Genomic DNA, 25558 nt, shown 5'->3' on the forward strand with positions numbered 1-25558 from the left:
CCTCAGACGAGCAGCTTCACATCGAGCCGGGCGACGAGTTCGTCCGGCTCGATGCCGTAGGTGGCGGCGATCCGTACCCCATCGGGGGTGATGTGGAATGTCGCCACCTCGGTGTAGACCCGGGTCACGCACGCTTTGCCGGTCAGCGGATAGGTGCAGGCCGGTACCAGTTTCGGCTCGCCCGACTTGGTGAACAGCGTCATCATCACCCAGACCTGCTTGGCGCCGGCGGCCAGATCCATCGCCCCGCCGACCGCCGGGATCGCGTCCGCGGCGCCGGTGTGCCAGTTCGCCAGGTCACCGCCGGTCGACACCTGGAACGCGCCCATCACGCACACGTCCAGGTGGCCGCCGCGCATCATCGCGAAGCTGTCCGCGTGGTGGAAGTAGGCCGCCCCGGGCAGTTCGGTGACCGGCTGTTTCCCGGCGTTCGTCAGGTCCCAGTCGGCCCGGTCGTCCGGCACCACCTCGCCCATGCCGAGCATGCCGTTCTCGGTGTGCAGGATGACGCCGCTGTCCGGGCTCAGGTAGCGGGCGATCGACGTCGGCTGGCCGATGCCCAGATTCACGTAGGCGCCGTCCGGGATGTCGGCGGCGACCAGCCGGGCCAGCTCGTTCTTGTCCAGCGCCATCAGGCCACCTCCACCAGGCGGTTCACGTAGATCGACGGGGTCACGACGGCCTCCGGGTCGAGTTCGCCGACCTCGACGATCGTCGACACCTGGGCGATGGTGACCTTCGCGGCGGTGGCCATCACCGGGCCGAAGTTGCGGGCCGTCTTGCGGTAGACCAGGTTGCCCAGCCGGTCGGCGACATGCGCCCGGATCAGCGCCACGTCACCGCGGATCGGATATTCCAGCACGTACTCCCGGCCGTCGATCACCCGTGTCTCGCGGCCCTCGGCGATCGGCGTGCCGACCCCGGTCGGGCAGTAGAACGCGCCGATCCCGGCGCCCGCCGCACGCATCCGCTCGGCCAGGTTGCCCTGCGGCACCAGCTCCAACTCGATCTTCCCGGCCCGGTAGAGGCCGTCGAAGACCCACGAGTCGGCCTGCCGGGGAAACGAGCACACCATCTTGCGTACGCGACCCGCCGCCAGCAGCGCCGCCAGCCCGGTGTCGCCGTTGCCGGCGTTGTTGCTGACGATGGTCAGGTCGCCGGCGCCGTGCTCGATCAGCGCGTCGATCAGCTGGACCGGCATGCCGGCCATGCCGAACCCGCCGACCAGCACGGTGTCACCGTCCTTGACCTCCTTGACCGCGGTCAGCGCGTCGACGGTCTGCGTCCTCATGCCTGGTTCTCCAGGACCACGGCGAGAGCCTGCCCCACACCGATACAGATCGCCGCGACACCCCAGCGCTGGTTGCGTTCGCGCAGCACGTGGGCGAGCGTGCCGAGGATCCGTGCCCCGGACGCGCCAAGCGGATGACCGATCGCGATCGCCCCACCGCGGGTGTTCACGATCTCCGGGTCGACGCCCCACGCGTCCACACAGGCCAGCGACTGCACCGCGAACGCCTCGTTCAGCTCCACCGCGCCCACGTCCGACCAGCCGATCCCGGCCTGCCGCAGCGCCTTCTCGGCCGCCTCGACCGGCGCGAACCCGAAGGCTTGCGGATCAACGGCGTGTGCGGCACGTCCGGCGATGCGCGCCAGAGGATCCCCGAGTTGTACGGCCACCCGCTCCGACCCCAGCAGGACCGCCGCCGCGCCGTCATTGAGCGGCGAGGCGTTCCCGGCCGTGATCGTGCCGTCCTTGCGGAACGACGGCTTCAGGCGCGCCAGTTTCTCGGGGCTGCTGTCCGGGCGGATGCCCTCGTCCCGGTCCAGGTCACCGACCGGGATCACCAGGTCGGTGTAGAACCCGTCGTTCCAGGCCTGGTCGGCCAGTACGTGCGAGCGGGCGGCGAACGCGTCCTGCCGCTCGCGGGAGATGCCGTACTTGTCGCCGAGTTGCTCGTTGCACTCACCCAGCGACGCGGTCCACTCGGCGGGCATCTTCGGGTTCGTCAACCGCCAGCCGAGCGTCGTCGACACCGCCTCCAGGTTGCCGGCCGGGAACGCGCGCGACGGTTTCGGCAGCACCCACGGGGCCCTGGTCATCGACTCGACCCCGCCGACCACGACGATCTCGGCGTCACCGGAGGCGATCGCCCGGGAACCGATGATCGCGGCGTCCAGGCTGGAGCCGCAGAGCCGGTTGACGGTGGCCGCCGGAACCGAGGTGGGCAGGCCGGCCAGCAGCACCGCCATCCGGCCGACGTTGCGGTTGTCCTCGCCGGCGCCGTTGGCGTTACCCCAGTACACGTCGTCGATCCGGGCCGGATCCAGGCCGGGGGCCTTGGCCAGCAGGCCGGACAGGGCGGTCGCGGCGAGATCGTCCGGGCGGACGTCGGCGAGCGCCCCGGAGTAACGGCCGAACGGGGTACGAACGGCGGCGTACACGAATGAGTCAGCCATGAGTCCCACGCTAGTAAGCAGCTCTGATATTCAGAAATACCCATTCTGCCGGAACTGAGACTCTGGAAGTATCAAAATATGGAGCTGCGTCACCTGCGCTACTTCCTGGCCGTCGCCGAGGAGCGGCACTTCGGCCGGGCGGCCGCCCGCCTGCACATGGCCCAGCCGCCGCTCTCCCAGCAGATCCGTCAACTGGAGAGCGAGTTGGGCGTACAACTGCTCAACCGCAACACCCGCCGGGTCGAGCTCACCGAAGCCGGAACCGCCTACCTGGACCGGGTCCGGGCCGTGCTGTCCGCGGTCGACGACGCGGGCGAGGTCGCCCGGAGGGTGGCCGCCGGACTGCAGGGCCGCCTGTCCGTCGGATGCGTCGGATCGGCCACCTACAGCCTGCTCCCGGCGGTGGCCCGCCGCCTGCGTGAGGAACTGCCCGGCGTCGAGGTCGCCTTCCGCGGAGAAATGCTCGGCGCCCAGCAGGTGGCCGCCCTGCAGCGCCGCGACATCGATGTGGCCCTGCTCCGCCCGCCGGTCGACGATCCGGGGATCACCGTGCGCACCCTGCGCAGCGACGCCCTGATCGTGGCACTGCCGGACGGGCATCCGCTGACCGCCCGCACCCGCCTGGACGTCACCGACCTCCGCGACGAGGACTTCGTGATCCACGCCGAACGCGACTCCGCCATGTACGGCACCGTCCGCCGTCTCTGCGACCGTGCCGGTTTCCAGCCGCGGATCCGGCACGAGGTGGTGGAGACCTCGACCCTGGTCACGTTCGTGGCCGCCGACCTGGGTCTGGCGATAGTCCCCGAGCCGGTGGCCCACCTGGGCGTCCCCGGCGCCACCTACCGCCCGCTGACCGACCCGACCGCCCGGATCGACCTGGCCCTGGCCGTCCGCGCCGGCGAGGACTCCCCGGTGATAGCCCAGGCCACCCGAGTCCTCACCCAGTTGGCCGCCACCTGACCCGCAGACCGCCGGCCGGCCGTGGCAGCTGTTTTCGGGGTGTTCGGCAGCCCTGAGGGCCGGCCGGGGGGTGGCGGTACGAGCCCGGCTCCGGTCGCGGCGGCCGGCCGGAGGGTGTTCCCCCACCCCACCGGCCGGCGACTGCCGCGAGCGCCCCGAGCCGCGGTATGTCGGCGCACACGCAGCAGGGTGCGTCGCCGGCCTCCGGAGCGTCCGCCGGCCAAGGCAAACCGGCGGCAACTCGAGTGACAACACGACCAGCGACTCTGTCGTCCGGATCTGCGGACGAACGGTCACCCTGTTCGGCAGGGCCGGGCTCGTCCCGGCCCTGCCATTCCAGCGCGACCGGCCGGGCGGCGGCCACCCGCTGACCGGCGGGTCCGCCCCCGCCTGTCGGCGGGCGGCGACCGGCCGGGGTCACTGCATGCCGAGGCGGGACAGGGGTTCGATCAGTTCGCGTTCCTCGTACGACAGGTGCGAGAGCAGTGTGTCGCTCAGCAGGTTCACCGCCTCGCGCAGCGCCGGGAGGCCGTCGGGGGTGGAGACCAGGGCCACCAGGGCCTTGTCGACGCCCTCCAGGACCTCGTGGATCACATGGTGTTCCTGTTCGAGGCGGTCCACCACCGGGGCCAGGCGCGGGTCGGCCCGGCGCAGATGCGGGAACAGCGAACGGTCCTCGATGGTGTGGTGGGTCGTCACGATCCGGCAGTAGGACTCGCAGTAGGTGCCGAGGGTCCAGTTGTTCTGGCGCATGGTCATCGTGTTGATGTGCGAGCGGGCCGTGCCGACGTCGATCGTGCCCGCCTCCACCTGGTCGATCAGGTCGTGGATCTGGGCCAGTTCGCCGCGCAGGCCGTCGTGGACCTGGACCAGATGCCGTCCGGTGGCCAGGTCGTGGGCCGTGTAGGTGTGGTCCGGGTCGGGTGCCGGGCCGGTCGGGCGGGTCTGCTCGTCCCAGACCACGGTGCTGCTGCGGCGTACCCCATCGTCGGGGGTGGGAGTGACCGAGAACGGTGACCGGCCCGCGACGGTGACCGACGGCCGCGCCGGAACCGGAGCCGGAGGCGGAGTCGACGGGGTGCCGGACCGTTCGGCGGCGACCGCCGCGCGGACCGCGGGGGCCACTTCGGCGGCGAATCGTCGCAGTTCGTCAGGGTCGTCGGAGGCCAGGATGAACGTGCTGACGCCGTCGTTGAGGGCGAGGTCGGCGAGTTCGTGGGTGTCGAAGCGGCCGCCGATGTTGAGCAGACGGCGGATGTCGCCGGGTTTGCGGCCGGCCTCCAACGCCGCCTCGTCGATGATCCGGTTGCCGGCGGCCAGGTCGCCGTCCTTCAGATAGGCCAGCGACGGCAGCCAGCCGTCGGCCCGCCGGCCGGTCAGAGCCAGCATCCGCGGCTTGTAGGCGCCGAGCCAGATGCCGACGTGGTGGGCCGGGGCCGGGCCGCGTTTCGCGCCGACGACCCGATGGAAGTCGCCGTGGACGCGGATCGGGCCGCGCGCGTCGACGTCCCAGAGCTGTCGGATGACGTCGATGCCCTCCTCGAGGGCCTGCACGGCCTGGGCGGGGGCGAGCCGCGGCGTGCCCATCGCCTCGATGGCCTCCCAGAACGCGCCCGCGCCGAGGCCCAGCTCGATGCGGCCGCCGCTGAGCAGGTCGAGGCTGGCGACGCTGCGCGCGAGGACGGCCGGTGGGCGCAGCGGGAGGTTCGTGACGTTCGCCGCGAGATGCACCTTCTGGGTACGGGCGGCGACGTGACTGAGCAGAGTCCAGGTGTCGAGGAAGCCGGGCTGGTACGGATGGTCCTGGAAGGTGACCAGGTCCAGGCCGGCCTGCTCGGCGAGCACGGCGAGCGCGACGACGCCGGTGGGGTCGGCGGCGGACGGGGTGATGAAGGACCCGAACTCGAGGGGGTGGCCGTAGTCGGACATGCGGCAACTGTGACGCGGAAAAGATGTTCTGTCAAACAGAACATTTGAATTGCAGAACTTCTGTAAGGCTGAGCTAGGGTGGTCGTGTGACGACGCCCCTCGAAGGTGATCTCGGCTGGATGCTCGGAGTGGTGTTCCGTGCCTACGCCAAGGCCGCCGACCACGTTCTCGGTGATCTGCCCGGCGGCCCGCGCGGCTATCAGGTGCTCTCGGCGGCGGTCGGCGAGCCGCCTCGCAATCAGGGCGCGATCGGTGCCGACCTGGGCATCGATCGGACCATCCTGACGTACCTGATCGATGATCTGGAGAAGGCCGAGCTGGTCGCCCGCCGGCCGGACCCGGCCGACCGCCGCAGCCGGCTCGTCGTCGCCACCACCAAGGGCCACGAGACGTGGCAGTCCCGCCGGGAGGCTCTCAAGCACGTCGAGGCGCACGTGCTCGGCGCCCTGCCGGCCGGCGACGCCGCGTCGTTCCGAGGGCTGCTGCAGGCGGTCGCCTGCAGCGCCCAGGCCCGCGACCCGCTGACCGACCTGTGTGAGGCGGTCAGCGCGGCCCGGGACGGCGACCCGGCGGCCGCGGAGGGGCCGGCCGGGCGAAAGCCGGAACGCTGACCGCGGTCAGCACTCGATGACGTTGACGGCCAGGCCGCCGCGGGACGTCTCCTTGTATTTGATCTTCATGTCGGCGCCGGTCTCCTTCATGGTCTTGATGACCTTGTCGAGGGAGACGTGGTGGCGGCCGTCGCCGCGCAGGGCCATCTTCGCCGCGGTGACCGCCTTCACCGCGGCCATGCCGTTGCGCTCGATGCACGGGATCTGCACCAGGCCGCCGACCGGGTCGCAGGTCAGGCCCAGGTTGTGTTCCATGCCGATCTCGGCGGCGTTCTCCACCTGCTCCGGCGTCCCACCGAGCACCTCGGCGAGCCCGGCCGCGGCCATCGCGCACGCCGAACCGACCTCACCCTGACAACCCACCTCGGCCCCGGAGATCGACGCGTTCTCCTTGAACAGATGCCCGATCGCCCCGGCGGCCAGCAGAAAACGCACCACGCCCTCGTCGTCGGCGCCGGGCACGAAGGTCCGGTAGTAGCGCAGCACGGCCGGAATGATCCCGGCGGCACCATTGGTGGGCGCGGTCACCACCCGCCCGCCGGCCGCGTTCTGCTCGTTGACCGCCATGGCGAAAACGGTCAGCCATTCCATCGGATCACCGTCGGCGGTCAGCTTGCGGGCGGTCAGTGCGGCCCGGCGACGGACCTTCAAACCCCCGGGGAGTACGCCCTCCGCGCGCAGCCCGTCGTCGATGCAGTCGTTCATCACCCGCCAGATGCCGAGCAGCCCGGCCGACACCTCGGCCGTGTGCCGCCGTACCGACTCGTTGAGCAGCATCATCCGGGAGATCGACAGCCCCGTGGACCGGGCGAGTTCCAGTAGCTCGACGCCGGAGGAGAACGGGTGCGGGACGGCCACCTGCTCCGGGCGTACCCCCGATGCGCCGTCGGCCAGGACGAACCCGCCGCCGACCGAGAAGTAGGTCTTGGTCAGCAGTTCGGCGCCGTCGGCGGCGAGCGCGGTGAAGCGCATGCCGTTGGGATGGCCGGGCAGCGCCCGCCGCCGGTGCAGCACCACGTCGACCTCGAACGCGGTCGCGTCGGCGGACGGTTCGAGCGTGGTGTCGACCGTCTCCGGATCCTCGCCCTGCAGGCCGAGCAGCACCGCCCGCGGGGTGCCGTGGCCGTGCCCGGTCGCGCCGAGCGAACCGAACAGTTCGGCGCGTACGGTCGCCACCCCGTCGATTCCGGTCAGGTGGCCGGTGAAGAGCCGGGCCGCGCGCATCGGGCCGACGGTGTGCGAGCTGGACGGGCCGATGCCGATCGAGAACAGATCGAAGACGGACACGGTCACGGCTCAGCCCTGCCGGCGGTAGAACGGCAGCGCGACGACCTCGGCCTCTTCGCGGGCGCCGCGGATGTCGACGAGGACCCGGGTGCCGGGTTCGGTGCGGTCGGCCGGGAGGTAGGCCATCGCGATCGGGTGACCCAGCGTGGGGGAGGGCACGCCGCTGGTCACCTCACCGATGCGCTCGCCGGTGTCCGGGTCGAGGACCACGTGACCGGCCCGTGGCGAGCGGCGGCCCTTGGTGACCAGCCCGGCGAGCAGGCGCCGCGGGGTGGCGGCGCGGAGGGCGGCGGCGCCGACGAAGTCGGTCTTGTCGAGGGCGACGACACGACCCAGACCGGCGTCGAACGGGGTGGTGCGCAGGGTGAGCTCGTGGCCGTACAGCGGCATGCCGGCCTCCAGGCGCAGGGTGTCTCGGCAGGCCAGCCCACACGGGACGGCACCCCGGCCGGTCGCCCACGCCCAGATCGCCTCGGCGTCCTCATTCGCGCAGTAGATCTCGAAGCCGTCCTCGCCGGTGTATCCGGTGCGGGCCAGCAGCACGTCCCGCCCGGCGAGCCGCTCCGCCTTGATGCCGTAGTAACGCAGGTCCGGGTGCGCGCCGACCACGTCGACCGCCTGCGGGCCCTGCACCGCGATCAGTGACCGGTCCGCATCAGCGATCCCGACGGTGTAACCACCCGAGTGCTCACCGAGCATCGCCCGGACCACGGCGGCGTTGGCGGCGTTCGCGACCACCAGGAACCGGTCCTCGGCCAGTCGGTAGACGACCAGGTCGTCGAGGACCCCGCCGGTGGTGTGACACAGCATGGTGTATTTCGCCCGGCCCACCGCGACCTTCGACAGCCGGCCCACCAGCGCGTGGTCCAGGAACGCGGCGGCGTCTCGGCCGGTCACCTCGATCTGGCCCATGTGACCGAGGTCGAACAGTCCGGCGCCGGTCCGGACGGTGTGGTGCTCGCCCAGGTCACTGCCGTACCGCAGCGGCATGGACCAGCCGGCGAAACCGGTCATCGCGGCGCCGAGAGACTGATGGACGTGGTGCAGGGCGGTGTTTCGCAACGGAGGCTCCTTGTCGGGTCGGGCCTCCCTCGCTCTGTCATCTCTGCCTGAGAGGTTCACCGCCGGGAAGGGCGGCTTGCACCGTGGGCGCAGCTCCTCGTAAAGAGCTGACTTTCCAGAGTCGCCTGACCGTCGCGGTACTGGGGCCTGAGAGATTCTGAGGGAGAAGTTGCTCCTTCGGCGCCTCGCTGACCTGCGAGGACTCTCCCGCGGCGGGGTCGCGGCGAAGTATTCGGTTGTGCTGTCGTCACCTGTTCCAGGACCCTACCGCACGGCGGTCTGTGGGTCGGCTCTCAATTGTGCCCGCCTCGTGACGATGGGGCCTCCGATGAACACCATCGCGCCGGCCGACGCCGCCGACCCCGGCGGCCAGGTCACTCCCGGGAATCGATTCCTACCGGTGGTCGTCGTCTCGCTGACCGCGCTGCTCAGCGTCGCCTTCCTGGTGCCGTGGGGCGGTACGGCGATGCTCGCGGTCCTCTGCTGGCTCGCCGTGGCGGTGTTCGCCACGGCGATGACCTGGTACGCGTACCGCGCGGTCCGCCTGATGCCGGACCCCACCTCGGAACGTCGGTTCTGGCGCGCCTTCGTGGCCGCCGGTGCGATGTTCAGCGTGGCCGACTGGATCCAGGTGGCCACCACCCTGGCCGACCCGACGTCGTCGTCGGCGCTCACCGGCACCGGCATCCCGCGGACGGTGGCCCTGGCCGCGGGCGGCGCGGTGGTGATCGGGGTGATCGCCACCTATCCGCTGCCGCACCGCTCGGCCCGGGAGCGGCTCTGCTACCACCTCGATCTGGCCACCGTGGTGACCGCGGTCGGGGCGGCCGGCCTGTACTGGACGATGACCGGCTCGTTCGCCGCCGGGCAGGTCGTCGGGGTGGCCGCCCCGGTGGTCGCGATGCTGCTGGCGTTCGTGGTCGGCCGGCTCTACCTCAGCGGGGCGGCGCCGTTCCGCTGGCACATCGGCGTGATGGGGCCGGTCGCCGGAACCCTGGAGAGTCTGGCCCGCACGCTGGGTCCGGAACTGGCCCGGGCCGGGCGTCCCGGTCCGGTCTTCGCGCTCAGCCTGACCTGTCACGCGATGCTGCTGATCGCGGCGTGGCTGCAGTACCGCCGGTTCCGGTCCGGGCGGGTCGCGGCACCGGTCGCGCGGCGTCGTCCGTACAGCCCGATGCCCTATCTCGCCCTGGCCGGCATCCACGTCCTGTTGATCGCGGTCCTGTTGACCCGGGGGTTGGATCTTCGGGCCTGGGCCCTGCAGGCCGGGGCCGTGCTCTGCACGGGCATCGTCGTGGTCCGGCAGCTGACCGCGTTCATCGACAACGCGCGGCTGCTCGCCGAACGTGACAGCCTCACCCGGCGGCTGCACGCCATGGCGTTCACCGACAGCCTCACCGGCCTGGCCAACCGGGCCTGCTTCCTGGACCGGCTGGAGACGTCCCTGGACGGGTCCGGACCGGCCGGGGTGCTGCTCATCGATCTTGATGACTTCAAACCCGTCAATGACCGGTACGGCCACGCCGCCGGCGACGCGGTGCTGGTCGAGACGGCGGCCCGCCTGCGTGCCGCGGTCGGCCCCGACGACCTGGTCGCCCGGCTCGGCGGTGACGAGTTCGCCATCCTGCTCGACCGTCCGCCGTCCGGTGCGTTACCGGCCGTGGCCGACCGGATCATCGCCGCCGTCGACGCGCCCTGCCCGTTGCCGGGTGGCGGCGTCGTCACGGTCCGGGCCAGTATCGGCGCCGCGGCCGCCGCCACCGGCGACGCGTCGCACCTGCTGAACCTGGCCGACCAGGCGATGTACCGGGCGAAGAACCGGGGCAAGGGCGCCTTCGAGATCGCCGCCTGACGATGTGTCCCGGGTGTGGGTAGGGTGGGGATCCCCACCGGTAAGGACACACCCGCAGTGAGCAGACACCGTGCGAGCCTGGGCACGCTGTTGCGTCACGTACACCTGAACGGCCCGCTGTCCCGCGCCGCCCTCGCCGAGCGGATGGGCGTCAACCGCAGCACCATCCTGGCCCTGACCAGCGAGCTCGCCGCTGCCGGCCTGGTCCGCGAGGAAAACCCGGAAGAGGTGCTGGGCGCCGGGCGGCCGTCGTTCGTGGTCCGGCCGGAGACCGGTCGGGTGTTCGTGCTCGCCTTCGACGTGGCGGTGGACCGTCTGGTCGCGGCCCGGGTCGGGCTCGGCGGCACCATCCTGGACCGGCGGGAGACACCCCGGCCCCGCACCGGCGTCGACCTGGACACGGTGGTCACCGGGCTGGCCGGGCTCGGCCGGGAGCTGTTCGACGCCGCGCCGCCGGGCACGGTCTGCGCCGGAGTCGGCGCCTCCTACTGCGGCATGATCCGGCCCGGCGACGGCATGGTCCGGTACGGCCCCGAGCTCGGCTGGGTCGACCAGGCGTTCGGCACCGAGCTGGAGTCGGCTCTGGGTATCGGCCTGCCGGTAGCCGTCGGCAACGAGGCCCACCTGGGTGCGCACGCCGAGTTCGTCCGGGGCGCCGGGATCGGCTCGCCCGACCTGATCTACCTGCACGGCGACGTCGGGGTGGGCGGCGGCATCCTGGTCGGTGGCCGGCTGCTCGGTGGCGAGGGCGGCTACGGCGCCGAGGTCGGGCACATGCTGGTCAACCCGCACGGCGGCCGGGAGTGCCTGTGCGGTTCGCGGGGCTGCCTGGAGGCCGAGACGGGGGAGTACGCGCTGTTGGAGGCGGTCGGCCGGGCGGGCGAGTTCGGCCGTGCGGCGGTCCGGGACGTGGTCCGCGAGGCGGCGGACGGTAAACCGGAGGCGGAGGCCGCGGTCGCCGCGATCGGTGACTGGCTGGGCATCGGCGTGGCCAACCTGATCAACCTGTTCAACCCGGGCGTGGTCGTCTTCGGCGGCACCCTGCGCGAGCTGTACGCGGTCGCCGCCCCGCAGGTGGACGCCCGGATCGCCCAGCACGGCATGCCGGTGTCGCGGGAACGGGCCCGGCTGCTGCCGTCCGGCCTGGGCGACGACGCCACCCTGATCGGCGCCGCCGAGAAGGGTTTCGACGCCCTGCTCAGCGACCCCCTCGACGTCCTGCTCAGCGCGCGAACGTCTCCTGCCCGACCACCCGTAGCAGCTCCAGGTGGCCCGCGGTAGCACTGCCCGGCGGCGCGGTGAGCAGCACCAGCCGTTGATCCTCGGCCGGGGTCAGCAGCGTCTCGCAGTCGAGTTCGAGCAGCCCCACGGTCGGGTGCTGGACCAGCAGCCGGCTCTGCCGCCGGACCGCCACCTCGTGCCGGTCCCACAGCCCGGCGAACTCGTCGCTGCACCCGCGCAGCCGCTCCACCAGCGACATCGCCGCCGGGTCGGAGCCGCGTCGGGCGACCGCGGCCCGCAGATCGGCGACATAGACCTGGCTCAGGTAGTCGTGTTCGCCGACCGGATGCGCCAGCCGGATCCGCGGGTCGTTGAACCACCGCCACACGATGTTGTGATCCTGCTCGTGGTCGTGCCGCACGGGCGGGCAGATACCGCCGAACAGGGTCTCGGCCAGCGCGTTCTGCGCCAGCAGGTCGCCGAGGTCGCTGTGCACCTGCGCGGGCACCCCGGTCAGCTGGTCGAGGAGATAGAGCAGACCCGGTCGTACGTGGTTGCCGGCCAGCCGCCCCGCCGGTGGACGGTGCCCGGCCAGCAGATACAGATGGTCACGTTCGTCGTCGCTGAGCCGCAGCGCCTGCCCCAGCGACCGCAACACCTGCGGTGACGGCTGCGGGCTGCGCGCCTGTTCCAGGCGCATCAGGTAGTCGGCCGACATGCCGGCGAGCATCGCCACCTCCTCCCGGCGCAACCCGGGGGTACGCCGCCGCGGCCCCGCCGCCAGCCCGACCTCCGAGGGCCGTAGCCGTTCCCGGCAGCGGCGGATGAAGTCGGCCAGCTCACGTCGATCCATGACAGCCATGCTCGCGCACCCGGTGAATCGCAGCCAAGGATCGTCGGTCCTAGGGAAACCGGTCCGCTCCACAACCGTCGGCGGCCGCAGCAGCCTGATGGCACGGCAATCGATGAGAGGTGGCAGTCATGGAAGCGATCGTCTTCGACGGATTCGGTGGGCCCGAGGTGCTGCGGGTGGCCGAGGTGGACCTGCCGCAGCCGGGTCCGGGCCAGATCCGGCTGCGGGTGGTGTCGGCCGGTGTCAACCCGGTCGACTACAAGATCCGCAACGGGTGGCTGGCGCAGGTGTTCGCCACCGAGTTCCCGTCGACGCCCGGCTGGGAGGCGTCGGGTGTGGTCGACGCGGTCGGTGCCGGGGTGACCGGCCTGGCTGTGGGCGATGAGGTGTTCGGCTTCACCGACACCGGGTCGTACGCCGGATACGCGCTGGCCACCGTCGTCGCCCGCAAGCCCGCCGGGTTGGGCTGGGACGAGGCGGCCGCGCTGCCGGTGGCCGGGGAGACCGCGCAGCGGGTGCTGGACCAGCTGGGTGTCGGCGCCGGAGAGACGGTCCTGATCCACGGCGCGGCCGGTGGGGTCGGCGGGGTGGCGGTCCAGTTGGCGGTGGCGCGTGGCGCGACCGTGATCGGCACCGCGTCGGCCGGTAACCACGAGTATCTGCGGTCGCTCGGGGCGGTTCCGGTCGCGTACGGCGAGGGTCTCGTCGACCGGGTCCGTGCCGCCGCGCCGCGGGGTGTCGACGCGGTGTTCGACGCGGCCGGTCAGGGCGCGGTGGAGGCGTCGGTCGAGCTGCGTGGTGGCACCGATCGGATCGTCACGATCGCCGACGGGGCGGCCGCCCAGCAGTTCGGTGTCCCGTACTCGGCCGGTGGCGAGCGCAGCGCCGAGGCCCTGGCGGCGTTGGCCGACCTGGCGGTGGCCGGGCGGCTGCGGGTCGAGGTGGCCGAGACGTTCGCCCTGACCGACGCGGGCAAGGCCCAGGATCGTAGCGCCTCCGGTCACGTCCGCGGCAAGCTGCTGCTGCGTCCGTGACCCTTGACTGATCGGGTTTCATCAATGTAAACGTTTCAATATGAAGCGATCGCGAGTACTGGCACTGACCGCCGCCGCAGCCGCGGTGGTGGCGGTGCCGGCTCCGGCTCTGGCCGGGGGCCGGCACGGCATTCCGGGGGAGTGCACGGGGACCGCCCCGGTCGTCTGCCACTACGACGTGCCGCCCGGGGAGTACGACGTCGCCGTGCTCCTCGGCGGTCCGGACGCCGCCGGCAGCACCGCGGTCCGGGCCGAGGCCCGCCGGATGATGGTCGCCGAGACGGCCACCGAGGCCGGCCGGTTCGCCCGCCGCGGCTTCATCGTCGACGTCCGCGAGCCCGAGGGTGAACCGACCCTGCCCGACGTCGGCACCCCCGGGTTGACCCTCACCTTCACCGGCGCCGCCCCGCTGGTGCACCGGGTCACCGTCCGGCCCGCGCCGCACCGGACCCGGCAGCTCTTCCTGGCCGGCGACTCGACCGTCTGTGACCAGGCCGTCGTGCCGTACACCGGCTGGGGCCAGGCGATCCCCCAGCACCTGCCGTACGGGGTGAGTGTCGCCAACTACGCCGACTCGGGGGAGGGGTCCGCGTCGTTCCCGGCCGACCCGCGACTGTGGGCCACGATGCTGCCCCGGGTCGGGCGCGGTGACGTGGTGGTGCTCCAGTTCGGGCACAACGACAAGGCCACCACCGCCGAGGACTACCGGGCCGACCTGACCCGGATGGTCACCGAGCTGCGGGCGCTGCACGCGCGGCCGGTACTGGTCAGCCCGCCGGTGCGCCGCCTGTTCGACGCCACCGGGCATCTGACGCCGGTCGCCCGGCACGTCAACGGCCTGGGCGTGGACCTGCCGGTGGAGATGGAGGCGGTCGCCACCGAACTGGACGTGCCCTACATCAACCTGACCGCGGACAGTGCCGCGCTGGTGGAGGCGCTCGGTCCGGAGGCCTCCAAGCCGATCTACCTCTACGACGAGAAGCGCGACAACACGCACTTCTCCGAATACGGCGCCGACCAGATCGGCCTCCTGGTCCTGGCCGGCCTCAAGAAGGCGATGCGGCCCTGAACGCCCACGGTTTCGACACGCGGGAAAGCGCTTGCCCGGGTAAATACGTTTCAGAAAGATGAGGGCCATGCGGGCTGATCTCGAGGTTGCGGGGCCGCACGGCCCGATTCCGGTGCGGGTCTACGAACCGGCCGGACCGGCGGAGGCGGTGCTCGTCTGGGCGCACGGCGGCGGCTTCCGGCACGGTGACCTCGACATGGCCGAGGCCGACATGGTCAGCGCCGAACTCTCCGGCCGGGCCAACGCGATCGTCTTCTCGGTCGGCTACCGGCTGGCCGTCGACGGGGTCCGCTATCCGGTGCCGATCGACGACGTGCACGCCGTCTGGCGGTGGGTGACCGCCCGCGATGACCTGCCGGCGCGCCGGGCGCTCGGCGGCGCGAGCGCGGGCGCCGCCCTGGCCGTGGCGACAGCCCTCCGCACGACGACGCCGGGGGAGACCGTGCCTCCGGGCGTAGAGCTCCGGGACGCGCCGACGGGGGCCGGGCTGCGGGCCGCGCCGACGGAGACGGGGCTCCGGGCCGCCGCCGACCGGCCCGATCTGCTGCTGCTGGCCTATCCGTTCGCGCATTTCCCGACGCCGATGCTCGGGCACGGCCGCACCCTGGACAGCGTCGAGGACATGGTCCGCAACTACGTGGGCCGGATCAGCGACCTGCCGCCCGACGCGCTGCCCGGCGCCGCGCGCCTCGACGACCTGCCTCCGACGCACATCCTGCTGTCCGAGTTCGACGACCTGCGCCCCTCCGGTGAACTACTGGAACGGCAACTGCGGGAGGTGGGTGTACCGGCCGAGTCGTTCGTCGCCCCGGGCACCACCCACGGCCACCTGAACCGGCCGCACGACGTCCCGGACTCGGTCGACGCGTCGCTCGGCTTCCTGGCGGCCGCGCTGCGCGCACCCCGTCCGGCCCCACGGTGGTTGCGGCGCGAGGGCGAGCCGCGCATCGAGTTCGGCGCCGACTACAACCCCGAGCAATGGCCGCGTACGGTGTGGGCCGACGACGTCCAGGCGATGCGCGAGGCCGGGGTCACCATCGTCTCGCTGGGCATCTTCTCGTGGGCGCGGCTCGAACCGGCCGAGCGCCGGTACGACTTCGGCTGGCTCGACGAGGTGATCGACCTGCTCCACACCAACGGCATCCTGGTCGACCTGGCCACCCCGACCGCGTCGCCGCCGCCCTGGTTGACCACGAAGCACCCGGAGATCCTGCCGGTGGACCGCGACGGCCGGACCGTCTGGCCGGGTGCCCGCCAGCACTGGCGACCCACCTCGCCGATCTTCCGGGAGCACGCGTTGCGCCTGGTCCGGGTGATCGCCAAGCGGTACGCGGAGCACCCGGCCCTGGCCGCCTGGCATGTCAACAACGAGCTGGGCTGCCACAACGTCTACGACTACTCCGACGACGCGGCGGCTGCGTTCCGGGTCTGGCTGCGCGAGCGGTACACGAATCTGGACGGGCTGAACACGGCCTGGGGCACCGACTTCTGGTCGCAGCGGTACGGCGAGTGGGCGCAGATCCTGCCGCCCCGGCACGCGAACGGCCCGGTCAACCCGACCCAGCAGCTCGACTTCAAACGGTTCTCGTCGGACGCGCTCAAGGACCACTACCTGGCCGAGCGGCGGATCCTGCGGGAGATCACCCCGGACGTGCCGGTGACCACGAACTTCATGGTCGCCGGTCCGATCAACGAGATGAACTACCCGGACTGGGCGGCCGAGGTCGACTTCGTCGCCAACGACCACTACACCCGGCCCGGCCCGCAGTCGCGTGACGAGCTGTCGTTCTCGGCCAACCTGTGCGGCAACCTGATCCCCGGCCGCCCCTGGTTCCTGATGGAACACTCCACCAGCGCGGTCAACTGGCAGCCGGTCAACGTGCCGAAACTGCCCGGCGAACTGGCCCGTGACTCGCTCACGCACGTCGCCCACGGCGCCGACGGCGTCTGCTTCTTCCAGTGGCGGCAGTCCCGGGCCGGCGCCGAGAAGTTCCACTCGGCGATGCTGCCGCACGCCGGACGATCATCCGCGATCTTCGAGGCGGTCACCGATCTCGGCGCGCGGTTGCGGTCGCTGTCGTCGATCACCACTTTCGGCCGTACGCCGTCCGCAGTCGCCGTGGTGATCGATTACGAGTCGTGGTGGGCCGCCGAACAGGATGCGCACCCGACCGACCGGCTGCGGTACCGCGACGAGGCACTCGACTGGTACACCGCCCTGCTCGACCACGGCGTCCGCGCCGACGTGGTCCCGGTCGCCGCCGACCTGACCGGATACCGCCTGGTCGTGGCACCGATCCTGCACCTGGTCCCGGCCGCGTTGAAGCAGCGGCTGGAGGACTACGTGGCGGGCGGCGGCCACCTGGTGACCACCTACTTCTCCGGCATCGTCGACGAGTTCGACCACGCCTGGCTCGGGGGCTACCCGGGCGCGCTGCGCGACCTGCTCGGCATCCGGGTCGAGGAGTTCGCCCCCCTGCTCGACGGCCAGTCGGCGCCACTGTCGAACGGCGCGATCGGCACGCTCTGGTCGGAGCACGTCGAGGTGACCGACCCGGCGACGAAGGTGCTGGCCACCTACACCGGTGGCGGGGCGGCCGTCACCCGCCGCGAGGTGGGTGCGGGCTCTGCGGCGTACATCTCGACCCGCTTGCGGCCGCAAGGCCTGCTCTTGATCCTCGACGACCTGCTGACCCCGGCCGGTGTGACCAGTGAGCTGCCCCCGGACCTGCGCGGAAAGGTCGAGCTCGCGGTCCGGGGCCCGGTCCGTTTCCTGATCAACCGGACCGCCGACCCGGTGGACCTGTCCGCGGTGGCCGGCGCGCCGGAGACGCTGCCGGCCCGCGGCGTCGTGGTGCTCAGCCCCGAAACTCGCGGATGACGTCGTCGCCGTCCCGGCCGGTCTCGACGAAACCGGTCTTGGCGGCGACCGCGGCCGACGCGTGATTGTCCCGGTGGTGGCGGATCATCAGGCCCTCGACGCCCTCCAGTGACAGCGCCACCCGCACGAGCACCGTCACCGTGGCGGTCATCCGGCCCCGACCCGCCCACGGGGTCCGCAACCAGTAGCCGATCTCCAGGACGCCCGGCCCGCGGTCGGTCATCAGGCCGACCGCGCCGATCAGGTCGCCGACGGTCGTGAACAGCGCGTAGTTGAACTCGGTCCCGGCCGCCCAGTTCGCCACCGACCGCTCGGTGAACTCGCGGGCCTCGGCCAGGCCGTACTCGGGGGTGGCGAACGGCAGGAACGGCTGCAACTCGGGTTGCGACTCCTGCACGGCCGCGGCCAGCTCGGCCGACCACTCCGGCTCCCAGCGCTTGAGGACCAGATCACCGGCATTGATCATCTCGGGCGGTTCCATGATCGGTATTCTGCCGGACACCTATATCTCAGGTTAGGTACCGGAATCCGGCTGCGGCCAGATCCGCCGGGACGCCCCGGTCGGAAGACTTCCGGTCATGACGATTCCGCCGCCGCCCGGTAGCCCGTACCACCGTCTCGCCCGTACCGCCGCTCATCGTCTGTGGCGGTTTCCGGTGGGAACGCTCTTCATCGTCGGCACCGTCTTCGCCGCCATGATCGCCTTCGTGATCTTCACCGAGATCTTCGGGCGGCCCGGCGGGCCGGACGGCATGGCGACCCTCGGCGCGCTGCCGGACCTCGCGGTCGGATTCCTGTCGATCGCGGTGGCCCTTCCGGTGTGCCTGCTCGCGGCGTTCTGGATCCAGCGGCGACCGCCCGGGACGCTGTCGTCGGTGGCCGGGCGGATCCGGTGGCGGTGGCTCGCGGTGTGCCTCGGCGTCGCCACCGTGACCATCATCCTGTTCCTCGCCGGGATCACCGGGCTGTCCGTGCTGACCGGGGAGGACGCCGGGCTGGACGATCCGCCGGCCGGGTGGGTGCCGTTCCTGGTGTCGGCGGGTGTGCTGCTGGCCGTGGTGCCGGTGCAGGCCGCGGCCGAGGAGTACCTGTGTCGGGGCTGGCTGCTGCAGGGCCTCGGTGCCTGGCTGCGCAGTCCGTGGCTGCCGATCCTGGTGCAGGCGGCGGTGTTCGCGGCGCTGCACGGCTGGGGCACCCCGTGGGGCTTCGCCGACCTGATGCTGTTCGGCGTGGTGGCCGGATGGGTGACGGTGCGGACCGGCGGTCTGGAGGCGGCGGTCGCGCTGCACGTGATGAACAACCTGCTCAGCACCCTGGTGGCGGCGGCTTTCGGGCAGCTCACCATGGATGAGACGGCGGCCGACATGCCGTGGCAGGGCTTCGCCGTCGACATCCCGATCCTGCTCGGCTTCGCCGCGGTGATCGTCTGGCTGGCCCGCCGCCGTGGACTCGCCAACCTGACGCCGATCGTGGCCTACCCGCCGGCCGGTTACGGCTTGGCATCCGGCGTCCGTTAGAGACGCCGCCCCGCGCCGGTCCGCATTGCAGGTCTCGGCACCGGAGCGACCCGCCTCTCCATCCTTTCGTCCCTTTCGTGCTTGCTTCTCTGGCGCCGCCCGCCCCTTTGGTAATCGCGCTGTCCGCTCCTCTGCCGTCCGCTTCATCCCGCTACCGGGACTGTCTCAAGGCCGACATGGCGTCCCGCTGAGGCGCGAAAAAACAGCATCAAACGTCTATAAGCGCAGTATCGGAAATTTCCGGGCGCTAACAAGATCAAAGCGGGCAAATACTGAGAAGAACGTCACTATCGAGGGCCGTGAACTTGGCTTGCGGCCCTCCGGCATGGTTACCGTCGGGCCGTCCCGCGACGCGGGCACTGTGGACGGACCGCCGAGTCCTGCCCCCGTCCACAGACTCGATGGGAGGGCAGGAGCGGGGGACCCACTTTTTGCGGCGCGCGAGATGCGCGCCTTGGGGTGAAGCCGTGTGCACGCGGCCGGGCCGGCGAGAAATGTTCGCGACGGCGGAGACCGTCGCCCTGACCGCCTCGAAGCTGCAACTCGAGGTAGGTCGCGAACAACTCTCGTCCGCCCGAACCCGACAGCTCACCTCGCAGGCGTGGAGGATCATCCATGTCTGGTAGTAGACGAATCCGCCTTGCCCTGGTTCTGGCGACCGCCGGAGTCACCGGAGCAGGCGTCCTGCTCGGCCCGGCCACCCCGGCTCAGGCCGCGCGCCAGGTCAACTGGGACGTCGTCGCCAAATGCGAGTCCGGCGGCAGGTGGCACATCAACACCGGAAACGGGTACTACGGCGGCCTGCAGTTCAGCCGCAGCACGTGGAAGTCGAACGGCGGCGGGAAGTACGCCCCGACCGCGGACAAGGCCACCAAGGCCCAGCAGATCGCCATCGCCAACAAGTTGCACGCCAAGCGCGGGCTGAGCCCGTGGCCGGTCTGCGGCAAGAAGGCCGGCGTCTACAAGACGACCACCACGAAGACGACGCCGAAGAAGAAGGCGAAAGCCACCGGCAAGACCTACGTGATCAAGTCCGGCGACACCCTGGCCTCGATCGCTCGGAAATACAAGGTCAAGGGCGGCTGGCGTACGCTCTACGCGTTGAACAAGAACACGCTCCGCAGCCCCGCCCTGATCTTCCCGGGCCAGCGCATCCGCCTCTGACCGAAGTCCTGCCGCCCGGCGTGCCAGGTGCGCTCGGACTCGGACCGGTCACCGTCTGCGTGCCGATCACGCTGGGCCTGATGAACCAGAACTGGCGCGTCGAGACCGCGTCCGGGGTGTACGCCGTCAAACGACTACGCGACGCCACCCCGGACGCGGTCCGCCGCCAGCACGGCCTCTTCCCCACCCTGGCCGCACACGGCCTGCCCGTACCGACCCCGGCGAAGCTGGCCGAAGTGGACGGTCATTGGTACGCCGCGGGCCCGTGGCTGCCCGGTGAACACCCGTACATCCTGTCCGTCCCCGCCTGCCGCAACCTCGGCATCCTGATCGGGAACCTGCACCACCGTTTACGCGAGGCGCTACCTGCCGTGGCGCCGGCACTCGATGTCGAGTCGGCGGCCGTCCCGTTCGCGGAACTCACGCGCCTCGGCACCGTGGCCGAGACCGGGTCGAGTGACTTCGACGCCTTCGCCGCCGCCGAGATCCAGCACCGGGTGCACCTACTGACCGAGTTCGGCCGTCTGCGGCCACCTTCCGGTCCGGTGCGCCCGGTCGGCTGGACCCACGGCGACCTCAACCACTACAACCTCCTCTTCGCCGGCGACCGGTGCACCGGAATCCTCGACTGGGACCGGCTGGCCGTCCGCCCGTACGGCCTGGAGCTCCTCCGAACCGCCGTGATCCTCTTCGGCGGCCCCACCGGGGTCGACCTCGACCGCCTGGCCGCGTTCGTCGCCGGCTATCGCACCCGCATCGACATCAGCGGCGCCGAACTCCGCGACGCGGCCCACCGGCGCTGGTGGGACTACGCCACCGACACGTACTTCCTGCGCCGCCACTACGACCGGGCCGACCCGTCCGGCGACCACCTGTTCCGTACCTCGTCCGCGGTCCTCCGCTGGTGGACCGGACACCGCGCCGACCTCGACGCCGCGCTCGGATGATCCCGGATTCCGGGTCGGTCCGGCATCGGGAGCACTTCCGTGGACGGCGGCGGGCGGACACCGCGAGGGCCGTCGACCGGCCATACTGATCGATACTTCGGTCGGCCGATGCCTTCGAGATGGGGCCATGAGTCAGCAGAACGCACCCGATCCGTTCGACGGATTGCAGGACTGGGCCGCCGAGACCGAGAAGAAGGTCCGGCGTGAGCGGGTGCGCCGGGCGGTGGCCGGGCGGGTTCCGATGGTGGTGGTCGGTGTGGCCGCGCTGGTCGCGCTCGGCTTCGCGGTGCCCGCGGGGTGGGCGATGCTGCGCGACGACACCGGCTCGGCGGCGGAGCCGAACCGGCAACCGGCCGATGGCGTCTCCGAGGAGATCGTGGCGGACGGTTCGATAAACGACCCGTTCGCGGGTACGGCCGCCGCGACCTACCCGAAAGGTGAGGCGGGTATCGACCTGCCGACGGCGAAGGCGGTGACCGGATTCGGTGCCGCGCAGGTCGACGCCGCGCTCAAGCAGGTGCGCCGGGCCATGATCGCCGGCCGGCTCGACTCCACCATGTTGGTCGATCATGACCCGGACGAACTCCTCGCCTTGATCGCGCCGAATCAGCGTGCCGCGATCAGCAGGTGGTTCTCCGACCGGGTGCACACCAACCTGGCGACCTGGATCGATCCGGCGGTGCGTCTCGATCCCGATCAGCAGCCCCGGGTCAGTGGCCGGATCACCTACACGTCGGCCGTCCGCGACGGTCGCCGCGAGCTGCGGGTCACCACCAACTTCGTCTGGGTGTACGCGTTCAAGGGCACCACCCAGCCGATCGCCGTCGTCCACGACGAGAACCAGTGGGAGTTCCCGGCCACGAAGAACCTGCGCGCCGACGACCGCGGGATGTGGATCGGCAACACCCGGTCGTACCTGGCATTGATGGATTGTGCCGCCGGAGATCGTGGCCTGCTAGCGCCCTACAGGATGGGAGCCGTAGGCAATCCCGCCGCCACCGAGGACCCGGAGGAACTGGTGCGGGCCGATCACTCTCTCGACATCCAGGACGGTTGCCCGTAGCTCTGCGCCCTGTCCGCCAAGATGTCTCGGAGCCGCTTGCGGGCCAGTTGGGCGTTCTTGCGGACGGCAGCCGCATTCTGCCGGGCGGCTTCCGCATCCCGCCGAGAGGCGATCATTTGAGCGTAGCTGTGACCGGCCACTAGATGCCGCATCACTTCGCGTTGCTTCGCGGGCAGCAGGGCCAGGAGGTGGTCCACCCACATCTGCTCGTCGACGGCACGGAAATCGAGCCCGGCGTCGGGGGGGTTCGGCAGTTCCTCGTTCGGCATCGGGCAGGCTTTGTGTTTCCGGCGAAGGACCTTGAGAAGCGAGCGTTTAAAGGCTGTTTTGGCGTACGCCCGAGGCGTATCGATCTGATGCCACCGTTTGTAGATCTCGATGAATACCTCTGCTGCGGCATCGTGGGCGTCCTGACCGTCCCCGGTCAACGCCATGCCGTACCTCAGCAGTTCGGGGTACATCTCGCGGTAGAAGGTGTCGAACTCGTCGGTGGGGGCGGGAGGCCTGTGGTCGGTCTCCCGCCCCGAATCGGCCGATGAGGCACCGTTCACGATCAGTCTTGATCCGACCGGTTGTCGCCGAAGTCGACGATGATCACGCGTCGGCGGATCCAGAGCCCGAGTCGAACGATTCCCTCGGCGGTGACATCGGCGATCAGCGCCGCGGAGCTGATCAGGGTCACACCGACCACGGCCGGGTGGTGGTGGACGGGCGCCAGGATCGACGCGTCCAACAGGCCGGCGGTGGCGCCCGCGGCGAGGGTCAATCCGGTCCAGAGGCGGCGTCTGCCGGCCCGATCCGGTTCGAAGAATGCCGGCGACGGCTTCGGTCGCACGGGGCTGTCTGTCATGTGGTGGTCTCCTGTGTCGGTCGTGAGGTGATCCCGCTCCGGGCATTTGGGCATAAATCACCTCGAAATTGAGCTGTCAGCAGTTTCCCGCGTCTCGGCCATCGCTGAAATCGGATCTAGATGTGATGCAGGTCACAGGGCTGGTACCTCACGGAACTGGGGGCCGGGTGACTCTCCATCTACGACACGGGTGACCTGTGTCGGTCGGGAGTCCGCCGTCCGCTCCGGGCAAAGAGTCATGGCGGCGGACTTCACTCCCGCGGGTGACGCCTGCTCGGCGTACCCGTCGGACGGCAGGTGTTCAGCCCGGCGGTCGCGTTGCGGCCGGGGCGGACCGCCTGCGTCGCGGGGTAGGCCCGGGGCTGCGTGGTTGTGGTCGGGGCGGCGGTGGAGCGTACCGGAAGCGGATCATCTGTCTTGGAACTAACCTGGGCGGATGACTGCGATGGCCCCGACCAGGACCGCGACGGACCTGTCGTTTCTTCTTGATCACACGAGTCATGTGCTGCGGACGCGGATGGCGGCGGCGCTGGCCGAGATCGGGCTGACCGCGCGGATGCACTGTGTGCTGGTGCATGCGCTGGAGCAGGAGCGGACGCAGATTCAGCTGGCGGAGCTCGGCGACATGGATAAGACGACCATGGTGGTGACCGTGGACGCGCTGGAGAAGGCCGGGTATGCGGAGCGGCGGCCGTCCAGCGCCGATCGGCGGGCGCGGATCATCGCGGTCACGCCGGCGGGGGCTGAGGTCGCCAAACGCAGTCAGGAGATCGTCGACGGAGTGCATCGGGAGGCGCTCGGTTCGGTTCCCGAGGACGAACGGGAGGTGCTGGTCAGAGTGTTGAACCGGCTGGCGACCGGGCATCTCGCGACACCTGTCGAGGGGGGCCGCCGGGCTCGGGAGCGCGCCAAGTAGTTCCGACCGGGATCGTCTGCAACAAAACTATCTGCTAGCGTCCTTCCCGTCGAACCGTGATGGGGAGGTCTTCATGCATCGCTGGACCGCGCTCGGCGTCCTGTCCGCCGCCGGGCTGATGACGATTCTCGACGGCAGCATCGTGACCGTGGCGATGCCCGCGATCCAGCAGGACGTCGGCTTCAGCCCGGCCGGCCTGAGCTGGATGGTCAACGCGTACCTGATCCCGTTCGGCGGGCTGCTGCTGCTCGCCGGACGGCTCGGTGACCTGATCGGGCGGCGGATCATGTTCCTGGCCGGCAACGCCGTCTTCACCGGCGCGTCGCTGCTGGCCGGACTCGCCGGCGGGCCGGGCCTGCTGATCACCGCCCGGTTCCTGCAAGGGGTCGGCAGCGCGATGGCGTCGGCCGTGGTGCTCGGCATCCTGGTCACGATCTTCACCGACGTTGGGGAACGCGGCCGGGCCATCGCGATCTTCAGCTTCACCGGCGCCGCCGGAGCGTCCATCGGGCAGGTGCTCGGCGGGGTGCTCACCGATGTCCTGAGCTGGCCGTGGATCTTCTTCATCAACGTGCCGATCGGCCTGGCCACGATCCTTCTCGCGGTACGGGTACTGCCTCGCGATCGAGGCCTGGGCCTGTCCGCGGGCGCTGATGTGATCGGGGCGGTGCTGGTGACCTCGGGGTTGATGCTCGGCATCTACACCGTCGTCGAAGGTGGGCGACACGCGTGGACCGGGATCGTGGCGCTCGTGCTGCTGGCCGGGTTCGTGGCCCGACAGGCGACCGCGACCGACCCGCTCATGCCGCTGCGGATCTTCCGGTCCCGCAACGTGACCGGGGCCAACCTGACCCAGATGCTGGCGCTGTCCGGGATGTTCGCGTTCCAGATCCTGGTCGCTCTCTACATGCAGAAGGTGCTCGGCTACACCGCCCTCGAAACCGGGCTCGCGATGCTTCCGGCGGCGGTCGGGATCGGGGTGGTGTCGCTGTTCGTGTCGGCCCGGGTCACTGCCCGGTTCGGTGGGCGGGTGGTGCTGATCGCCGGGTTGGTGCTGCTGATCGCGGCGATGGGCTTGCTCACCCGGATTCCGGTACGGGCCGGGTACGTCACCGATCTGCTGCCGGTGATGCTGCTGATCTCCGGTGGCGGTCTGGTGTTGCCGGCACTCGCCGGACTGGGGATGTCGGGGGCCCGGGGGAGTGATGCCGGGCTCGCTTCCGGGTTGTTCAACACCACACAGCAGGTGGGGATGGCGATCGGGGTCGCGGTGCTGTCCACACTCGCCGCCTCCCGGACCGATGAGCTCCTGGCCGCCGGGGGCAGCCCGGCGGCGGCGTTGACCGGCGGTTATCGGCTCGCCTTCGCGGTCTCGGCGGGGCTGCTGGTGGCCGGGTTGGCGGTCGCCGTCGCGGTGCTGCGGAAGCCGGAGGGCGCAACCTCACAAGATCGTGGAGGCGACCCCAGGCCTCGACGGCGAATCACCAGATGATGACACCGCCGCCTACGGCTTTGGCGCGATGTATCGCGCTGTTCATGTTGGCGAGATAGTGGAGGATGCGGTCTCTGTCGCGGATCGTCTCAGCAGAGAGAAAGTCGACGTTCCTCTCCAGAAGCCTGCACTCCTGCTCGAAGGCGTCGAGTCGGCCGGGAGAGATCTCGAGCTGGCCGCGGTTCTCCTCGGTGATGTCGGCGAGTTGCGGTAGAAACGTCGCACCGAGACTTCGAGCGGCCGCTGAACCCCAGATCAGGTGACGGAAGTTCTCGGCTCCCACTCCGGTACTCGTGTCCGGCGGGTTCTCGACGCCTCCCCGACCGGCGTAGGCGTCTTCGTCCGGTACCCATACCGAGATGTCCAGGCTCATGCCGGCACTCCTGA

At 70.8% G+C, this 25558-nt stretch carries 24 protein-coding genes and 3 riboswitches; of the genes, 13 read left to right on the forward strand and 11 right to left on the reverse strand.

Annotation, left to right across the window (positions count from 1 at the left end; all coding sequences use genetic code 11):
• Window positions 1-2: 2 nt before the first annotated feature.
• Genes Q0Z83_RS05830 through Q0Z83_RS05840 form a run of 3 tightly spaced genes read right to left on the reverse strand, consistent with a single transcriptional unit; the run spans window position 3 to window position 2460 of the window.
• Entirely contained in the window at window positions 3-632 is a 630-nt protein-coding gene (locus Q0Z83_RS05830; protein WP_317792751.1) for a 3-oxoacid CoA-transferase subunit B, read from the reverse strand.
• Window positions 632-1291 (reverse strand): 3-oxoacid CoA-transferase subunit A, encoded by a 660-nt coding sequence (locus Q0Z83_RS05835; protein ID WP_317792752.1) that lies wholly within the window; start codon window positions 1289-1291, stop codon window positions 632-634. The genes Q0Z83_RS05830 and Q0Z83_RS05835 overlap by 1 nt, the downstream gene beginning before the upstream one ends.
• Complete coding sequence (locus Q0Z83_RS05840; RefSeq protein WP_317792753.1) at window positions 1288-2460, reverse strand: thiolase family protein; 1173 nt, start codon at window positions 2458-2460, stop codon at window positions 1288-1290. The genes Q0Z83_RS05835 and Q0Z83_RS05840 overlap by 4 nt, the downstream gene beginning before the upstream one ends.
• 78 nt (window positions 2461-2538) lie before the next feature.
• Between Q0Z83_RS05840 and Q0Z83_RS05845 the strand changes: the two genes are divergently transcribed.
• The gene (locus Q0Z83_RS05845; RefSeq protein WP_317792754.1) at window positions 2539-3423 is read left to right on the forward strand and encodes a LysR substrate-binding domain-containing protein; all 885 of its coding nucleotides are present in this window, start codon (window positions 2539-2541) and stop codon (window positions 3421-3423) included.
• Between the two features lie 417 nt (window positions 3424-3840).
• Here the strand turns inward: Q0Z83_RS05845 and Q0Z83_RS05850 are convergent, their stop codons facing one another.
• Window positions 3841-5352, reverse strand: coding sequence for an LLM class flavin-dependent oxidoreductase (locus Q0Z83_RS05850; RefSeq protein ID WP_317792755.1), 1512 nt, complete (start codon window positions 5350-5352; stop codon window positions 3841-3843).
• An 86-nt stretch (window positions 5353-5438) separates the two neighbouring features.
• Between Q0Z83_RS05850 and Q0Z83_RS05855 the strand changes: the two genes are divergently transcribed.
• A complete protein-coding gene (locus Q0Z83_RS05855; protein ID WP_317792756.1) occupies window positions 5439-5963 on the forward strand; it encodes a MarR family winged helix-turn-helix transcriptional regulator in 525 nt (174 codons plus the stop codon).
• A 6-nt stretch (window positions 5964-5969) separates the two neighbouring features.
• Here Q0Z83_RS05855 and Q0Z83_RS05860 read toward each other — a convergent pair whose 3' ends face one another.
• On the reverse strand, window positions 5970-7256 hold the full coding sequence (locus Q0Z83_RS05860) for an L-serine ammonia-lyase (RefSeq protein WP_317792757.1): 1287 nt from the start codon (window positions 7254-7256) through the stop codon (window positions 5970-5972).
• A gap of 3 nt (window positions 7257-7259) precedes the next feature.
• On the reverse strand, window positions 7260-8312 hold the full coding sequence (gene gcvT, locus Q0Z83_RS05865; protein ID WP_317792758.1) for a glycine cleavage system aminomethyltransferase GcvT: 1053 nt from the start codon (window positions 8310-8312) through the stop codon (window positions 7260-7262).
• 32 nt (window positions 8313-8344) lie between these two features.
• Window positions 8345-8433, reverse strand: a riboswitch (glycine riboswitch).
• Window positions 8434-8437: 4 nt separating this feature from the next.
• Window positions 8438-8532, reverse strand: a riboswitch (glycine riboswitch).
• Between the two features lie 108 nt (window positions 8533-8640).
• Between gcvT and Q0Z83_RS05870 the strand changes: the two genes are divergently transcribed.
• Window positions 8641-10164: a GGDEF domain-containing protein gene (locus Q0Z83_RS05870; RefSeq protein WP_317792759.1), complete on the forward strand. Its 1524-nt coding sequence runs from the start codon at window positions 8641-8643 to the stop codon at window positions 10162-10164.
• Between the two features lie 57 nt (window positions 10165-10221).
• On the forward strand, window positions 10222-11445 hold the full coding sequence (locus Q0Z83_RS05875) for an ROK family transcriptional regulator (protein WP_317792760.1): 1224 nt from the start codon (window positions 10222-10224) through the stop codon (window positions 11443-11445).
• On the opposite strand, the gene Q0Z83_RS05880 is transcribed toward Q0Z83_RS05875, so the two are convergent.
• Window positions 11387-12238, reverse strand: a complete 852-nt coding sequence (locus Q0Z83_RS05880; RefSeq protein WP_317792761.1) for a helix-turn-helix transcriptional regulator — start codon at window positions 12236-12238, stop codon at window positions 11387-11389. The genes Q0Z83_RS05875 and Q0Z83_RS05880 overlap by 59 nt on opposite strands.
• 128 nt (window positions 12239-12366) lie before the next feature.
• Between Q0Z83_RS05880 and Q0Z83_RS05885 the strand changes: the two genes are divergently transcribed.
• The 3 genes from Q0Z83_RS05885 (at window position 12367) to Q0Z83_RS05895 (ending at window position 17222) form a co-directional block, all read left to right on the forward strand.
• Complete coding sequence (locus Q0Z83_RS05885; RefSeq protein ID WP_317792762.1) at window positions 12367-13272, forward strand: NADP-dependent oxidoreductase; 906 nt, start codon at window positions 12367-12369, stop codon at window positions 13270-13272.
• A gap of 40 nt (window positions 13273-13312) precedes the next feature.
• Window positions 13313-14341, forward strand: a complete 1029-nt coding sequence (locus Q0Z83_RS05890) for a rhamnogalacturonan acetylesterase (protein WP_317792763.1) — start codon at window positions 13313-13315, stop codon at window positions 14339-14341.
• Between the two features lie 67 nt (window positions 14342-14408).
• Window positions 14409-17222 carry a beta-galactosidase gene (locus Q0Z83_RS05895; RefSeq protein ID WP_317792764.1) on the forward strand — a complete coding sequence of 938 codons (2814 nt, stop codon included), beginning with the start codon at window positions 14409-14411 and terminating at the stop codon, window positions 17220-17222.
• Here Q0Z83_RS05895 and Q0Z83_RS05900 read toward each other — a convergent pair.
• Window positions 17200-17703 carry a GNAT family N-acetyltransferase gene (locus tag Q0Z83_RS05900; RefSeq protein WP_317792765.1) on the reverse strand — a complete coding sequence of 168 codons (504 nt, stop codon included), beginning with the start codon at window positions 17701-17703 and terminating at the stop codon, window positions 17200-17202. The genes Q0Z83_RS05895 and Q0Z83_RS05900 overlap by 23 nt on opposite strands.
• A gap of 97 nt (window positions 17704-17800) precedes the next feature.
• Between Q0Z83_RS05900 and Q0Z83_RS05905 the strand changes: the two genes are divergently transcribed.
• The 4 genes from Q0Z83_RS05905 (at window position 17801) to Q0Z83_RS05920 (ending at window position 21913) form a co-directional block, all read left to right on the forward strand.
• A complete protein-coding gene (locus Q0Z83_RS05905; RefSeq protein WP_317792766.1) occupies window positions 17801-18739 on the forward strand; it encodes a CPBP family intramembrane glutamic endopeptidase in 939 nt (312 codons plus the stop codon).
• Window positions 18740-19100: 361 nt separating this feature from the next.
• Window positions 19101-19356, forward strand: a riboswitch (cyclic di-AMP (ydaO/yuaA leader).
• Entirely contained in the window at window positions 19355-19903 is a 549-nt protein-coding gene (locus tag Q0Z83_RS05910; protein ID WP_317792767.1) for a LysM peptidoglycan-binding domain-containing protein, read from the forward strand. (Overlaps the previous riboswitch by 2 nt.)
• 80 nt (window positions 19904-19983) lie before the next feature.
• On the forward strand, window positions 19984-20850 hold the full coding sequence (locus tag Q0Z83_RS05915) for a phosphotransferase (RefSeq protein ID WP_378078497.1): 867 nt from the start codon (window positions 19984-19986) through the stop codon (window positions 20848-20850).
• A 127-nt stretch (window positions 20851-20977) separates the two neighbouring features.
• A complete protein-coding gene (locus Q0Z83_RS05920; protein WP_317792769.1) occupies window positions 20978-21913 on the forward strand; it encodes a hypothetical protein in 936 nt (311 codons plus the stop codon).
• On the opposite strand, the gene Q0Z83_RS05925 is transcribed toward Q0Z83_RS05920, so the two are convergent.
• Window positions 21880-22464: an RNA polymerase sigma factor gene (locus tag Q0Z83_RS05925; protein WP_317792770.1), complete on the reverse strand. Its 585-nt coding sequence runs from the start codon at window positions 22462-22464 to the stop codon at window positions 21880-21882. The genes Q0Z83_RS05920 and Q0Z83_RS05925 overlap by 34 nt on opposite strands.
• Before the next feature lie 2 nt (window positions 22465-22466).
• Complete coding sequence (locus Q0Z83_RS05930) at window positions 22467-22763, reverse strand: hypothetical protein (protein WP_317792771.1); 297 nt, start codon at window positions 22761-22763, stop codon at window positions 22467-22469.
• Window positions 22764-23199: 436 nt separating this feature from the next.
• Here Q0Z83_RS05930 and Q0Z83_RS05935 point away from each other — a divergent pair, with 436 nt between their 5' ends.
• Together Q0Z83_RS05935 and Q0Z83_RS05940 are read left to right on the forward strand one after the other, a co-directional pair.
• Window positions 23200-23679 (forward strand): MarR family winged helix-turn-helix transcriptional regulator, encoded by a 480-nt coding sequence (locus Q0Z83_RS05935; protein WP_317792772.1) that lies wholly within the window; start codon window positions 23200-23202, stop codon window positions 23677-23679.
• 73 nt (window positions 23680-23752) lie between these two features.
• Complete coding sequence (locus tag Q0Z83_RS05940) at window positions 23753-25171, forward strand: MFS transporter (RefSeq protein WP_317792773.1); 1419 nt, start codon at window positions 23753-23755, stop codon at window positions 25169-25171.
• On the opposite strand, the gene Q0Z83_RS05945 is transcribed toward Q0Z83_RS05940, so the two are convergent.
• Window positions 25161-25544: a hypothetical protein gene (locus Q0Z83_RS05945; protein WP_317792774.1), complete on the reverse strand. Its 384-nt coding sequence runs from the start codon at window positions 25542-25544 to the stop codon at window positions 25161-25163. The genes Q0Z83_RS05940 and Q0Z83_RS05945 overlap by 11 nt on opposite strands.
• Window positions 25545-25558: the final 14 nt, after the last annotated feature.

Origin of the sequence: Actinoplanes sichuanensis, from assembly GCF_033097365.1 — a bacterium.
GTDB lineage: Bacteria > Actinomycetota > Actinomycetes > Mycobacteriales > Micromonosporaceae > Actinoplanes > Actinoplanes sichuanensis.

Coding starts and splice junctions, on each gene's coding strand:
- Q0Z83_RS05940 (WP_317792773.1), top strand. CDS start 23,753: ATGCATCGCTGGACCGCGCTCGGCGTCCTGTCCGCCGCCGGGCTGATG.
- Q0Z83_RS05930 (WP_317792771.1), bottom strand. CDS start 22,763: ATGACAGACAGCCCCGTGCGACCGAAGCCGTCGCCGGCATTCTTCGAA.
- Q0Z83_RS05905 (WP_317792766.1), top strand. CDS start 17,801: ATGACGATTCCGCCGCCGCCCGGTAGCCCGTACCACCGTCTCGCCCGT.
- Q0Z83_RS05895 (WP_317792764.1), top strand. CDS start 14,409: ATGCGGGCTGATCTCGAGGTTGCGGGGCCGCACGGCCCGATTCCGGTG.
- Q0Z83_RS05870 (WP_317792759.1), top strand. CDS start 8,641: ATGAACACCATCGCGCCGGCCGACGCCGCCGACCCCGGCGGCCAGGTC.
- Q0Z83_RS05910 (WP_317792767.1), top strand. CDS start 19,355: ATGTCTGGTAGTAGACGAATCCGCCTTGCCCTGGTTCTGGCGACCGCC.
- Q0Z83_RS05945 (WP_317792774.1), bottom strand. CDS start 25,544: ATGAGCCTGGACATCTCGGTATGGGTACCGGACGAAGACGCCTACGCC.
- Q0Z83_RS05850 (WP_317792755.1), bottom strand. CDS start 5,352: ATGTCCGACTACGGCCACCCCCTCGAGTTCGGGTCCTTCATCACCCCG.
- Q0Z83_RS05830 (WP_317792751.1), bottom strand. CDS start 632: ATGGCGCTGGACAAGAACGAGCTGGCCCGGCTGGTCGCCGCCGACATC.
- Q0Z83_RS05835 (WP_317792752.1), bottom strand. CDS start 1,291: ATGAGGACGCAGACCGTCGACGCGCTGACCGCGGTCAAGGAGGTCAAG.
- Q0Z83_RS05915 (WP_378078497.1), top strand. CDS start 19,984: ATGAACCAGAACTGGCGCGTCGAGACCGCGTCCGGGGTGTACGCCGTC.
- Q0Z83_RS05920 (WP_317792769.1), top strand. CDS start 20,978: ATGAGTCAGCAGAACGCACCCGATCCGTTCGACGGATTGCAGGACTGG.
- Q0Z83_RS05845 (WP_317792754.1), top strand. CDS start 2,539: ATGGAGCTGCGTCACCTGCGCTACTTCCTGGCCGTCGCCGAGGAGCGG.
- Q0Z83_RS05890 (WP_317792763.1), top strand. CDS start 13,313: ATGAAGCGATCGCGAGTACTGGCACTGACCGCCGCCGCAGCCGCGGTG.
- Q0Z83_RS05900 (WP_317792765.1), bottom strand. CDS start 17,703: ATGGAACCGCCCGAGATGATCAATGCCGGTGATCTGGTCCTCAAGCGC.
- Q0Z83_RS05880 (WP_317792761.1), bottom strand. CDS start 12,238: ATGGATCGACGTGAGCTGGCCGACTTCATCCGCCGCTGCCGGGAACGG.
- Q0Z83_RS05840 (WP_317792753.1), bottom strand. CDS start 2,460: ATGGCTGACTCATTCGTGTACGCCGCCGTTCGTACCCCGTTCGGCCGT.
- Q0Z83_RS05885 (WP_317792762.1), top strand. CDS start 12,367: ATGGAAGCGATCGTCTTCGACGGATTCGGTGGGCCCGAGGTGCTGCGG.
- Q0Z83_RS05935 (WP_317792772.1), top strand. CDS start 23,200: ATGACTGCGATGGCCCCGACCAGGACCGCGACGGACCTGTCGTTTCTT.